We start from the raw sequence: 12,726 nt of genomic DNA, 5'->3' as shown, positions 1-12,726 counted from the left end.
TACCCTGTGGGGGTTATGCCTTGCCAGCGCAGCCCAGCACATCCACGATCTTGTGACGGACCATCTCCTTGATGGCAGTCCGGGCCGGGGTGAGGTACTGACGGGGGTCGAAATCAGACGGATGCTCTGCCAGGTGCTTGCGCACAGCGGCAGTCATCGCCAGACGCAGGTCGGAGTCGATGTTGATCTTGCACACCGCCATCTGGGCAGCCTGCCGGAGCATCTCCTCGGGCACGCCGATGGCACCGGGCATATTGCCGCCGTACTTGTTGACCTCCGCTACAAACTCCTGGGGCACCGACGAAGCGCCGTGCAGTACAATGGGGAATCCGGGCAGACGGCGGCCCACTTCCTCAAGAATATCAAAGCGCAGCTGGGGCTTGGTGCCGGGCTTGAACTTGTAGGCGCCATGGCTGGTACCGATGGCAATGGCCAGCGAGTCCACGCCGGTGCGGGTTACAAACTCCTCGACCTCCTCAGGACGGGTGAACAGGGCATCGTCTGCCTTGACATGCACATCGTCCTCGATGCCGGCCAGAGTACCCAGCTCGCCTTCTACTACCACGCCATGGGCATGGGCATATTCTACTACCTTGCGGGTCAGGGCAATGTTCTCCTCAAAGCTGTACTTGGAACCGTCGATCATTACCGAGCTGAATCCGCCGTCCACACAGGCCTTGCAGATGTCAAAGTCGGCACCATGGTCCAGATGCAGGGCAATGGGCAGATCGGTGTCGGCAATGGCTGCTTCCACCAGCTTGGTCAGATAGATATGCTTGGCATACTTCCGGGCGCCGGCAGATACCTGCAGGATCAGCGGGGCACGCTCCTCAGCGGCTGCTTCGGTAATACCCTGGATGATCTCCATATTGTTGACATTGAACGCGCCGATGGCATATCCGCCTTCATACGCTTTCTTGAACATTTCAGTTGTTGTTACAAGCGGCATAACGACAGTCTCTCCTCTCAAGGGTGTTTGGATCGTATGGCTCTGCCGGCAGCGGGGAAATTTTCCACTCCGGCACCTGCTTCTATTCTACCAATCCGGGACGGGGTTTTCAAGCTGAATTTGTCCGGGAAGATTTTTGAATCCTGTGCCGGACTGTGTTATGATAAAGACAGATCAAGCGGTGCAGACCTGCCCGCATCAGAAGGAGCTGACGCAGTGTGTTTACCCTGACCAAAGCCATGCCCGGGGACGAAGCCCTCTGCATGGAGATCATTGCTGACGGACGGCAGTTCCAGCAGGAACAGGGGTTTGTCCAGTGGACCGAGGCCTATCCCGCCCTGCCGGACATTGCCGAGGATATTGAAACCCACCGGGCTTATCTGCTCCGGGAGGACGATGAAGTGCTGGGCTATCTCTGCCTGGACTTTGACGGTGAACCCGCCTATGACGCCATTACCGGCGGCAGCTGGCTCTGTGACGAGCCCTATGCCGTACTGCGGCGGCTGGCGCTCAATGCCCGGGGACGGGGAAGGGGCCTGACCCGGGTGCTCTTTGACCTGGCGGCGGAGCGCAGCCGGGAGCGGGGCATCACCTATCTGCGGCTCAATACCGGCCTGCAGAACAGCCGGATGCAGCATATCCTCGAGAAGAATGGCTTCACCCGCCGGGGAATCATCGTCTTCAAGGGCAGCCAGAAGTACGCCTACGACAAGCGCATCTGACCGCCCGGACTGCGAACCGGCACCGCACAACAAAAAACAGGACAGCAGTCCCCCGGGGCTGCTGTCCTGTTTTTTTGTTTTCTCAGCCGATCACCACTGACGGGCTCCACCGCTCCTGATAGAGCCGGCGGATCTTCTCCTCCCGGCGGGGATCGCTTGCCATGCAGCAGAGCTTCCAGGGGCCCGCTGCCAGACGGAACCGCAGCAGCGTAAAGCCGCACCGCTCATAGAAGCCGATGCGCCGCTCCATCAGCCGGCGTTCCTCGTCGTTTTCCGCAAAGTCCGGGTCCTCCACCTCAAAGTAGATGGCGCTGTGCGGGTAGCGCCGGCGCAGCAGGGTCAGTGCCTGTTCGCCGATGTGCTGTCCCCGGAACCGGGGCTCAGTCGCCAGATAGGCAATGCGCAGAAGGCCATGCCGGTCGGGCTTGCCATGGATCAGATACCCGGCATAGGCGCCGCCGGCCTCCACAGCCAGTGCCACTGCCTTGCCGCCCAGCACCTCCCATCGGGCGTACCGGTACCCCCGCAGTTCATAGGGGTGAAAATCCCGGACAATGCTCCGGTCCAGTCCCAGCACCTCTCCCAGCGCCAATGGACGGAATGTAACAGTCATAGGGTCTTCCCTCCCATTTTATTGTCGATGGATATAACTTCCCCGGTTTCCCGGGAAATAACCGCTGTATCTTCGCTGCCGGTCATTCCTCCGGACGGAGATTTTCCTCCTCCACCGGGTCCAGCACGAGCTTTCCTTCGGCACGAGTGCGGTTCATATCAATGATGCGCTGGTTGCGGCTGCCCTTGTAGATCAGGGTCAGGTCCCGCTGAGCCAGAATAAACCGTCCGTCTACCAGGGTGTCGGTCTCCTCCAGCAGCTGCCGGATGCCCTCATCGGTCTTCTGCATCTCCATGAGTTCCTCATAGGTATAGCCGGTGTAGGTCATCACGTCCTTGCCCATGGCATGGACTTCCCGGCAGATGCCCACCAGTTCCCCGGCCTGGAGAATGGGGTCGCCGCCGGACAGGGTAATTCCCTTGAGCAGCGGATTCTTCTTAAACTCCTCCAGCACCTTTTCGGCAGTGACTTCATAGCCGCCGTCCAGGTCATGGCTCTCGGGGTTATGACAGCCCGGACAATGATGCGGGCACCCCTGGGTAAACAGCACGAACCGCAGTCCCGGGCCGTCCACAATGGACTCCCGTACCACGCCGCAAATACGAATCATAGTGTTCCTCCTCATATTCTTCCGATAAAAAACAGGGGACGGAAAATCTCCCGTCCCCCTGTTTTGTTTTCAAACTGCGGTTCAGATGCGCTCCAGGCCAGTGGTAACCGAATGCTTGACACGGTCGGCTTCCTCAGCACGCTTGGCATTGTTGAAACGGTCCAGTGTACCCACCAGATAGCCGGTGATCCGACGAATCCGCTCAAACTTTACGCCTTCACCGATCATAATATCCTTTTCGCTCATAAGAATTGCCTCCTTTTATTATCGCGGCAGTGTGCCGCGGTCGTTGTGATGAATTAACTCAGCCGTTGCAGCAGCCCAGAGGATTGGGACGGCGGTCCGCCTCCTCAAACCGGTCACCGTGATAGCCGATGGTATCTGCGTTCAGATTGCGGTACAGTCCCAGCTTGTGCAGCTTTTCCAGGCTGACACCTTCGCCGTCCCGGCGTCCGCACCGGGGACATACCTCATCAATAATGCCGGTATAACCGCATACCGGGTCACGGTCCACCGGATGGTTGATGGAACCATAGCCCACACCGCTCTCCTTCATGCAGCGCACCACTGCTTCGAAGGCATCCAGATTCTTGAGCGGGTCGCCATCCAGCTCGATATAGCTGATATGTCCGCCGTTGGTGAGCGCGTGATAGGGCGCTTCCAGACGGATCTTCTCAAAGGCGTTGATCTCGTAATACACCGGAATATGGAAGGAGTTGGTATAGTAATCCCGATCGGTTACGCCGGGGATAATGCCGTACTTCTTCTGGTCGATGCGTACGAACCGGCCCGAGAGACCCTCTGCCGGGGTGGCAATGAGCGAGAAGTTGAGTCCGGTCTTCTTGGACTCCTCGTCCATGCGCTTGCGCATATAGCCTACGATCTCGAGGCCCAGGTTCTGGGCTTCCTTGCTCTCGCCGTGATGCTTGCCGATGAGTGCCTTCAGACACTCTGCCAGGCCGATGAAGCCGATGGTCAGGGTACCGTGCTTGAGCACCTCACCCACCTTGTCATCAGGGGAGAGCTTGTCGGAATCCAGCCATACGCCCTGTCCCATCAGGAAGGGATAGTTGCGCACCTTCTTGGCAGCCTGGATCTTGAAGCGCTCCAGCAGCTGCTCGATGACCAGATCCACCTTGCGCTCCAGTTCCTCGAAGAACCGCTCCACATTGCCATGGGCATTGATGGCGATCCGGGGCAGGTTGATGGAGGTAAAGCTCAGGTTGCCGCGTCCGCAGGTCACTTCCCGGGTGGGATCGTAGACATTGGACATAACACGGGTCCGGCAGCCCATGTAGGCCACTTCGGAGTTGTAATCGCCGGGCTTGTAGTACTGCAGGTTGAAGGGGGCGTCCAGGAAGGAGAAGTTCGGGAACAGCCGCTTGGCCGATACCCGGCAGGCGAGCTTGAACAGATCATAGTTCGGATCGCCCTCGTTGTAGTTGACCCCTTCCTTGACCTTGAAGATATGGATCGGGAAGATGGGAGTCTCGCCATTGCCCAGACCGGCGTCCTCTGCCAGCAGGATATTGCGGATCACCATACGGCCCTCGGGGGTGGTATCAGTACCATAGTTGATGGAGCTGAAAGGCACCTGGGCACCGGCACGGGAATGCATGGTGTTGAGGTTGTGCACCAGGGCTTCCATGGCCTGATAGGTGGCACGGTCGGTCTCCTTCTCGGAGTACTTCACCGCGAACTTCTGCAGCCGCTCCACAGCGTCCTCTCCGACAATCTCCGCCAGATAGGGAGCTTCCAGGCGGCAGTATTCCTCGCTGGCTTCCAGACGGGGCTTCACGCCGGTTTCATCGGCGATCTTCTGCTTGATCTCCTTGAACTTCTCCTCCAGATCCGGCTTGTTTTCCAGGATCTCGGCAGCCTTTGCCAGATTCTTGGTATACAGCTTGGAATAGGTCTTGGCTACACCGATTGCCATGCCGTAATCAAAGTTCGGAATGCTCTGACCGCCATGCTGGTCATTCTGGTTGGACTGGATGGCGATGCAGGCCAGGGCCGAATAGCTCTGGATGTCATTGGGCTCCCGCAGGAAGCCATGACCGGTGGAAAAACCGTCCTTGAAGAGCTTGATAATGTCGATCTGACAGCAGGTGGTGGTCAGGGTGAGGAAGTCCAGGTCATGGATGTGGATATCGCCCTCCCGGTGTGCCTTGGCATGCTTGGGATTGAGCACATACATCTCATAGAACTGCTTGGCACTTTCCGAACCATACTTGAGCATGGTGCCCATGGCAGTATCACCGTCGATGTTGGCATTCTCACGCTTGACATCGTTGTCCTCCGCGTCCTTGAAGGTGAGATCCTCCAGGGTCTTCATCAGACGGGTATTCATCTCCCGTACCCGGGTGCGTTCTGCCCGGTAGAGGATATATTCCTTGGCAGTGCGGGCATGACCATTTTCAATCAGGGTATGCTCTACCGCGTCCTGTACCTCTTCTACTGTGGGGATACGGCCCTGAATGGTATTCTCCACATAGGTTTCTACCTTCTCTGCCAGATCCTGTGCCATTTCATAGTCGTTGCCGCCCAGTACCTGTGCCGCCTTGTAGATAGCGTCAGCGATCTTGACCCGGTCAAAAGCGACTTCGCGTCCGTCCCGCTTGATGATCTTTGTCAGCATTCTCCCTTGCTCCTCACTCTTGTAATATTTTCCGGTTTTATCCGTTATGTACAATATCTGTCGAATGACAACCGTTTTTCACACAAGATATAGTGTCTTTTCCTTTATATATTGTAACCACCCGACCCGGTTCTGTCAATAGCGGTCAGTCACATAAATCCGGGGACATTTTGTCATAGTATCTAAACTTCCCATTCCATATAATCCCAAATCCAAAGCGCCAGTCCGGCACTTTCCGCCCGGTTGTGGATTACTGGGGAGTTATAAACGGCTTTCCACTGACTTCTCCACAAAAAGAATGATTTTCCCGCCATAAAATACACCGAGTATAATACCCGGTGTCAAAGATCTGACAAAAAATTTTGCTGCTGTGTGAAATCTCACAAAAAAGCGCCGATTTATTCTCTGTGATTCTGAGGCAGTTTCCGGCGCCGGGAAACCTCTCCCCTGTCCTGCCAATCAGGCCGGACCCCCGGATGCTGTGCCGCCCTCAAAAACAGCGCCCGCTTTTGTGGAGCAGGCGCTGTGGGAATCAGGATTTGGTGATGTACTTGATGTAGATAACGCCCTCACCCGGGTCGATCCAGGCGCCCTGCACCTCACTGGAGACGGCATAGTAGCTCATGGAGGTGTAGAGGGGCAGCACCACGCCGCTCTGGAGCAGCAGCTGCTCCGCCTGGGCCAGGGTGCGCACCGCCTGTTCGCCGGTCTCGGCCGCAGCCTGATCCAGCAGGGCATCATACTCCTCCGACTGCCAGCCGGTGCAGTAGCGGTCGGTATCCGAGGCGAAGTCCTCCAGCAGTCCCATGGCGGTGGAATCGGACAGGGGCAGCAGCGCCATGTCATAATCCCCGGCATAGACCCGCTGCCACAGCTCGTCCACTGGGAGCGGCATCACATTGATGCTCGCCCCCAGGGTGTTCTGCCAGCAGCCCTGGATAATCCCCGCCGCCTGACGGTCGGTCTGGGTGTCCGGCACCAGCAGCTCGGTGAAGGGCAGCTTCTGCTCCCCTTCGGCTGCCAGCCCCTCCCGGAACAGCGTCCGGGCGGCCTCTGTGAGGGTCAGGGCAGTGCGGTGTCCGGCGGTGTCCCGGTAGTCCAGGGTGCGCTCGCTGGCGGTCTCCGGCACCAGGTCGGTGGTGGTGCTCTGCTCCTCGGGCAGCACCCCAGCAATGCCCTCCCGGTCGATGGCGCCGCAGATGGCCAGACGCACCGACTCATTTCCCAGCAGGCTGTGGCTGGTGTTCACCACCAGGGCATAGGTGGTATCGGCATACTCGGTGATGACAGCGTCCCGGAGCGAGTCCACCGACTCCCGGGGCACCTGGGTATAGAAGCTGCCCCCCTCGGTGAAGGCAGCCAGGGTATCGGTGCTGCCCAGGGTGATGTTGATGCCGTAGAGCTCTGCCGGCTGCTCCGAATGGTAGTTTGGATTCTGGCGCAGGCGGATCTCCTTGCCGGCACCGTAGAGGCTGATGACATAGGGGCCGTTGTAGAGGGTGCTTTTCACCTCCAGGCCATAGCGGCCCTTCTGCTCGGTGAAGAAGCTCTCCTTGCAGGGGGCGGCGTACCACTGGGCCAGGACGGTGGTGATGCCGCTGTCCGCCTTTTCCAGGGTCAGCACCAGGGTGTGGTCATCGGCGGCCCGGACGCCCAGTGCCTCGGGCTGCATCTCCCCGGCGAGGATGGCCTCGGCATTCTGCACCGAGAGCAGATTCTCGGCATAGGGGGACACGCTCCCCGGGCCGAACAGCCGCCGGAAGGCAAAGACAAAGTCATCGGCGGTGACAGCGCTGCCGTCCGACCAGCAGGCGTCCTCCCGGAGCTGGAAGGTATAGGTGCGCCCGTCCGAAGACACGGTATAGCCTTCCGCCACACCGGGGTGGAGTCCGCCGTCGGGATCCTCCACCAGCAGGCCCTCAAACACATTGGACGCCACCAGAATGGAGTTCTGGTTCTCAGCAAACTGGGGATCAAAGGTGCCGGCTGTGCCGGAGAGAGCCAGCTTGGCGATGTAGACATCACTGCCGCAGCCGGAAAACAGCCCCAGGCAGAGCATCAGGCAAAGGAGCATCGCGCTCAACTTCCGAAGCCAATTCACACCCATTCCTCCTGTTTCTGATTTTTTCACTCTTACGATTTTACCATGCCGGGCTGGTGGGTACAAGGGCAAAATTTTGAAGAAGTTCTGACAAAATAAAAAACCGGGAGCCCGGCGGGAAAATCCCATGGGCTTCCGGCTTCGGAATTCATGTTGCTCTTAGGTTAGATGAGCTCGATGATTGCCATTTCAGCAGCGTCACCACGACGGGGGCCAGTCCGGATGATCCGGGTGTAACCACCATTGCGGTCTGCATAGTTCGGAGCGATCTCGTCGATTACCTTCTTGGCAACCGCTTCCTTCGTAATGAAGGAGAAGATCTGACGCTTGGAATGAAGATCGCCGCGCTTAGCGGTGGTGATGATCTTCTCAGCAACCGAACGAACTTCCTTTGCTCTGGTCACTGTGGTCTCGATCTTGCCGTTTTCCAGCAGATAAGTCACCATCGCTCTGAGCATCGCGGTTCTGTGATCGGCAGTTCTGCCGAGTTTGCGTGTACCGGGCATTTATGTTCACTCCTTTTACCTGTGCCTGAGGAATAACATCGATTTGTGATTATTCTTCGTCCTTGTTAAAGTCCAGACCGAGGCTGCGCAGTTTGCTTACAACCTCCTCAAGGCTCTTCTTACCGAGATTACGGACCTTCATCATTTCCTCAGGGGACTTGTTGATCAGGTCGTTGACCGAGTTCACACCTGCGCGCTTGAGGCAGTTGAATGCACGCACCGACAGGTCAAGCTCTTCAATGGTCATCTCAAGTACCTTTTCTTTTCCGGTATCCTCTTTCTTCTCCATGATTTCGGTGCCCGAAATCTCATCGGAGAGTTCAACAAAGTGGTTGAGCTGTCTATTGAGGATCTTGGCGGCCAGACTTACTGCTTCCTTGGCGGAAATAGTACCGTCTGTCCAAACTTCCAGTGTCAACTTATCGTAATCGGTGATCTGCTCTACACGGGTATTTTCCACAGTGTAGTTCACCTTGAGAACGGGCGTAAAAATGCTGTCCACTGCAATGGTGCCGATGGGTGCCTTGGAAAGCTCCAGCACCTTGTTCTTATCAGCGGACACATAGCCCTGGCCCTTCTTCAGGGTAATATCCATCGAGAGCTTTGCACCTTCGCCCAGAGTGGCGATGTGCATGCTCGGGTCAAGAATTTCCACCTCAGCATCAGTCTCGATGCTGCCCGCTGTCACTTCGCAGGGACCTTCCGCTTCAATGCGGACAGTCTTGGGCTCCTCTGTGAACAGCTTGGCGGTAAGGCCCTTGATATTGAGAATGATCTCAGTAACATCTTCCTTAACGCCGGGGATAGTCGAGAACTCGTGTTGTACGCCGTCGATCTTTACCGACAGTACGGCCACACCGGGAAGCGAGGAGAGCAGCACACGACGAAGGCTATTGCCCAAGGTAGTACCAAATCCTCTGTCCAGCGGCTCCGCGATAAATCTTCCGTAGGAACCGTCGGGCTTGAGTTCATCGGTGATAATCTTCGGCTCTATGATTTTTACCATTTATAAAAACCCTCCCTTATCTCGGGCAGCCTTTCCGGGAAAAATCCCGGAAAGATCCTGGCCCTTGTGTTTCGCATTCCTTGCTGACTGCTTAGAGGTGAATTACTTGTTGTACAGCTCGACGATGAGATGCTCGGCTACATCGTAGTCGATATCGTCACGGGCGGGCATAGCAACGATCTTGCCTTCGAAGGCATCGGCAGCCTTCTCGATCCACTTCGGGCAGGGGTTCTTACCGTTCTGCTCGATGAGAGCCTTGAACTTCTCGGAAGCACGGGACTTCTCGCATACAGCGATTACTTCGCCGGGCTTAACCTGGTAAGAGGGAATGTTCACACGACGGCCGTTTACAGTGAAGTGACCATGTGTCACCAGCTGACGGGCTTCGCGACGGGTATTGGCATAGCCCATACGGAACACTACATTGTCCAGACGACGCTCCAGCTCCTGCAGCAGCACCTCACCGGTGTTGCCCTGCTTGCGCTCGGCTCTGGCGTAGTATCCGCGGAACTGACGCTCGAGGACACCATAGATGAACTTAACCTTCTGCTTCTCAGCCAGCTGCAGGCCATATTCAGACTGCTTGCGGCGGTTCTGCTTGGGGTTGCGGTTGGTTTCCTTGGAGTAACCAAGAACCGCGGGGGAAAGGCCCAGAGCCTTGCATCTTCTCAGAATGGGCTGTCTATTCTTAGCCATTGATTGGTTCCTCCTTTGTTATACTCTTCTTCTCTTGGGCGGGCGGCAGCCATTGTGCGGAATCGGAGTAACATCCTTGATCATGTTAACTTCCAGACCAGCTGCCTGCAGTGCGCGGATTGCAGCCTCACGGCCGGCGCCAGGGCCCTTAACATAAACTTCAACTGTCTTCAGGCCATGCTCCATAGCAGCCTTGGCAGCAGTCTCAGCTGCGGTCTGAGCAGCAAAAGGAGTGCTCTTTCTGGAACCGCGGAAGCCCAGACCACCGGCGCTGGCCCAGGAGAGGGCGTTACCGTTGGTATCGGTAATGGTGACAATTGTGTTGTTAAAGGTGGACTGGATATGCGCAGCGCCGCGCTCGATGTTCTTGCGCTCACGGCGTCTGGTGCGAACAGCCGCCTTCTTTGTTACAGCCTTAGCCATATCGTATCCCTCCTAATTACTTCTTCTTGTTGGCGATGGTCTTCTTCGGACCCTTGCGTGTACGGGCGTTGGTCTTGGTGCGCTGGCCTCTTACAGGCAGGCCCTTTCTGTGACGCACGCCACGGTTGCAGCCAATTTCGATCAGACGCTTGATGTTCAGCGCTGTATCTCTTCTCAGGTCACCCTCAACCACGAGGTTCTTGTCGATATACTCTCTGAGCTTGGTTTCGTCCTCGAGAGTCAGGTCCTTGACACGGGTGTCGGGGTTGACACCAGTGGCGGCCAGAATATCGTTAGCTGTCTTACGACCGATACCGAGGATATAGGTGAGACCGATCTCGATTCTCTTTTCTCTCGGCAGATCAATACCGGCAATACGAGCCATATTATTGTTGCACCTCCATCTTAATAGGTTTGCAGATTAGCCCTGACGCTGCTTGTGCTTGGGGTTCGGGCAAATGACCATGACACGGCCCTTGCGCTTAATAACCTTGCATTTCTCGCACATAGGCTTTACGGAAGGTCTTACTTTCATTTGAAACTTGCCTCCTTATTTCAAAACCGTTGGGTATAAAATCTTACTTGGAACGCCAGGTGATGCGTCCCTTGGTCAGGTCATAGGGGGACATTTCCACTGTGACCTTATCTCCGGGCAGAATGCGGATGTAATTCATGCGCAGCTTGCCGGATATGTGTGCCAGGATCTTGTGTCCATTGGGCAGTTCCACCTGGAACTGTGCGTTGGGCAGCGCTTCCAGCACTACACCTTCAATCTCAATTACGTCGTCCTTCGCCAAGACCGGATTCCTCCTTTTCCCTGTTTGTCGCAGCCTGCGCCAAATCGCGCAGGGCTCGCCTCAGCTGCCGGTCCGTCCGCATCTGGCTGGGTGTCAGCGTCCATGCGGTCGGACGCAGATGACGGGGATTCTTTGCCTTGGGACTGTCTAGCTTCCGGTGCTTTCCATCGACGGTCAGCACCCGGCGGTCATCACCGCCTGTTACAGCCAGCAGTCTTCCCCGGTCTTTTCCACTGAGGGATATTACCACTGTTCCTGCCATTGCCATACGCACACCTTATGCCTTGGTCAGAATGACCGGGCCATTCTCGGTGATTGCGATGGTATTTTCAAAGTGAGCCGAGGGCTTGCCATCCTGTGTCACCACAGTCCACTGATTCTTCAGAACCCGGACTGCGGGAGTACCCATGTTGATCATGGGCTCGATGGCGATGACCATACCGGGCACCAGGCGGGTGCCATGACCCGGACGGCCATAGTTGGGCACTTCGGGATCTTCGTGAAGGTTCTGGCCCACGCCGTGACCGACATACTCCTTCACCACGCCGAACCCGAACTGCTCCACATAGCTCTGCACCGCCCAGCCGATATCGCCGATCCGGTTGCCCGGAACAGCGGCGGCAATACCGCGGCGCAGCCCCTCCTGGGTGGCGTCCAGCAGCTGCTGGACATCGGGGGCGATGCTGCCTACTGTAAAGGTAAAGGCGTTATCGCCATGATACCCTTTGTAATAGGCACCTACATCAATGCTGACGATGTCGCCCTCGCGGATCACCCGGGAACCGGGGATGCCGTGGATCACTTCGTCATTGACCGAAATACAGGCGCTTCCAGGGAATCCGCCGTAGCCAAGAAAGGACGGCTTTGCGCCTTGAGAGAGAATGAACTTGTGGATCTTGCGGTCGATTTCCGCGGTGGTGACACCGGGCTTGACCGCTTCTCCGCCGACAAGCAGAGCCTGTGCTGAAATTCTGCCGGCGTCCCGCATTGCGGTGAGCTCAGCAGCGGTTTTAAGCACAACCATGATTACGCCTCCAGGATCGAGAGGAGCTGCGCGGTAATAGCGCTGATCTCCTGTGTGCCGTCCACGGTAAAGAGCTTACCGGCCTTGCGGTAGTAATCCGCCAGGGGAGCGGTCTGCTCATGGTAAACAGCCAGACGGTCCTTGATGGTTTCAGGCTTATCGTCCTTGCGGATGATCAGCTTGCCGCCGCACTTGTCGCAGATGCCGTCCACGGCGGGAGCCTTGTTCACTACATGGTAGCTGGCTCCGCAGCTTTCGCATACGCGTCTGCCGCCCAGACGGGATTCGATCACTTCATCGGGTACATCGATTTCGATTACACGGTCGATCTCCACACCCATTTCGTCCAGGGCTTCTGCCTGGGGAACGGTGCGCGGGAAACCGTCCAGGATAAAACCGTTCTTACAGTCGTCTGCCGCAATGCGGTCCTTGAGGATCGCAATTACGACGGCGTCCGGAACCAGCGCGCCGGCGTCCATAAAGGACTTGGCTTCCAGACCGGCCTGGGTGCCGTTCTTCACAGCTTCCCGCAGGATGTTACCGGTGCTGATGCTGGGGATCGAGAGCTTTTCGCAGACGATCTCGGCCTGAGTGCCCTTACCGGCACCAGGGGCTCCAAGAAGAATCAACTTCATAACAGA

Annotated in this window: 16 protein-coding genes; 1 reads left to right on the top strand and 15 read right to left on the bottom strand. The window is 57.0% G+C overall.

Annotated features, from left to right (window positions below; translation table 11 throughout):
- Positions 1-13 precede the first annotated feature (13 nt).
- Positions 14-949, bottom strand: coding sequence for a class II fructose-1,6-bisphosphate aldolase (gene fba, locus H9X81_RS09660; RefSeq protein WP_204721551.1), 936 nt, complete (start codon positions 947-949; stop codon positions 14-16).
- Between the two features lie 218 nt (positions 950-1,167).
- On the opposite strand from fba, the gene H9X81_RS09655 reads away from it, so the two are divergent.
- A complete protein-coding gene (locus H9X81_RS09655; RefSeq protein WP_204721549.1) occupies positions 1,168-1,671 on the top strand; it encodes a GNAT family N-acetyltransferase in 504 nt (167 codons plus the stop codon).
- 82 nt (positions 1,672-1,753) lie between these two features.
- Here the strand turns inward: H9X81_RS09655 and H9X81_RS09650 are convergent, their stop codons facing one another.
- From H9X81_RS09650 to H9X81_RS09585, 14 genes are all read right to left on the bottom strand, one after another.
- The gene (locus H9X81_RS09650) at positions 1,754-2,284 is read right to left on the bottom strand and encodes a GNAT family N-acetyltransferase (RefSeq protein WP_204721547.1); all 531 of its coding nucleotides are present in this window, start codon (positions 2,282-2,284) and stop codon (positions 1,754-1,756) included.
- Positions 2,285-2,366: 82 nt separating this feature from the next.
- Positions 2,367-2,894 carry an anaerobic ribonucleoside-triphosphate reductase activating protein gene (gene nrdG, locus H9X81_RS09645; protein WP_243424128.1) on the bottom strand — a complete coding sequence of 176 codons (528 nt, stop codon included), beginning with the start codon at positions 2,892-2,894 and terminating at the stop codon, positions 2,367-2,369.
- An 81-nt stretch (positions 2,895-2,975) separates the two neighbouring features.
- Positions 2,976-3,140 (bottom strand): anaerobic ribonucleoside-triphosphate reductase, encoded by a 165-nt coding sequence (gene nrdD, locus H9X81_RS09640; RefSeq protein ID WP_177503337.1) that lies wholly within the window; start codon positions 3,138-3,140, stop codon positions 2,976-2,978.
- Between the two features lie 58 nt (positions 3,141-3,198).
- Positions 3,199-5,532, bottom strand: a complete 2,334-nt coding sequence (locus H9X81_RS09635; RefSeq protein WP_204721543.1) for an anaerobic ribonucleoside triphosphate reductase — start codon at positions 5,530-5,532, stop codon at positions 3,199-3,201.
- A 532-nt stretch (positions 5,533-6,064) separates the two neighbouring features.
- Positions 6,065-7,633: an ABC transporter substrate-binding protein gene (locus tag H9X81_RS09630; RefSeq protein ID WP_204721541.1), complete on the bottom strand. Its 1,569-nt coding sequence runs from the start codon at positions 7,631-7,633 to the stop codon at positions 6,065-6,067.
- Between the two features lie 164 nt (positions 7,634-7,797).
- Positions 7,798-8,139 (bottom strand): 50S ribosomal protein L17, encoded by a 342-nt coding sequence (gene rplQ / locus H9X81_RS09625; protein WP_177503339.1) that lies wholly within the window; start codon positions 8,137-8,139, stop codon positions 7,798-7,800.
- 49 nt (positions 8,140-8,188) lie between these two features.
- Positions 8,189-9,145: a DNA-directed RNA polymerase subunit alpha gene (locus tag H9X81_RS09620; protein WP_177503340.1), complete on the bottom strand. Its 957-nt coding sequence runs from the start codon at positions 9,143-9,145 to the stop codon at positions 8,189-8,191.
- A gap of 102 nt (positions 9,146-9,247) precedes the next feature.
- Entirely contained in the window at positions 9,248-9,841 is a 594-nt protein-coding gene (rpsD, locus tag H9X81_RS09615; RefSeq protein WP_177503347.1) for a 30S ribosomal protein S4, read from the bottom strand.
- Between the two features lie 18 nt (positions 9,842-9,859).
- Entirely contained in the window at positions 9,860-10,264 is a 405-nt protein-coding gene (gene rpsK / locus H9X81_RS09610; RefSeq protein ID WP_177503350.1) for a 30S ribosomal protein S11, read from the bottom strand.
- A 16-nt stretch (positions 10,265-10,280) separates the two neighbouring features.
- Complete coding sequence (gene rpsM, locus H9X81_RS09605) at positions 10,281-10,649, bottom strand: 30S ribosomal protein S13 (protein ID WP_177503352.1); 369 nt, start codon at positions 10,647-10,649, stop codon at positions 10,281-10,283.
- 36 nt (positions 10,650-10,685) lie between these two features.
- Complete coding sequence (gene rpmJ / locus H9X81_RS09600) at positions 10,686-10,799, bottom strand: 50S ribosomal protein L36 (protein ID WP_177503354.1); 114 nt, start codon at positions 10,797-10,799, stop codon at positions 10,686-10,688.
- 43 nt (positions 10,800-10,842) lie between these two features.
- Entirely contained in the window at positions 10,843-11,061 is a 219-nt protein-coding gene (gene infA / locus H9X81_RS09595) for a translation initiation factor IF-1 (protein ID WP_177503356.1), read from the bottom strand.
- A 277-nt stretch (positions 11,062-11,338) separates the two neighbouring features.
- Positions 11,339-12,085 (bottom strand): type I methionyl aminopeptidase, encoded by a 747-nt coding sequence (map, locus tag H9X81_RS09590; RefSeq protein ID WP_191392837.1) that lies wholly within the window; start codon positions 12,083-12,085, stop codon positions 11,339-11,341.
- A 2-nt stretch (positions 12,086-12,087) separates the two neighbouring features.
- Positions 12,088-12,720: an adenylate kinase gene (locus tag H9X81_RS09585; RefSeq protein ID WP_177503367.1), complete on the bottom strand. Its 633-nt coding sequence runs from the start codon at positions 12,718-12,720 to the stop codon at positions 12,088-12,090.
- Positions 12,721-12,726: the final 6 nt, after the last annotated feature.

The sequence above is a fragment of the Hydrogenoanaerobacterium saccharovorans genome, from assembly GCF_016901815.1.
Lineage (GTDB): Bacteria > Bacillota > Clostridia > Oscillospirales > Ruminococcaceae > Avimicrobium > Avimicrobium caecorum.
Note: the sequence above shows the minus strand (reverse complement) of the source record. Positions and strands in the feature narration are given on the sequence as shown.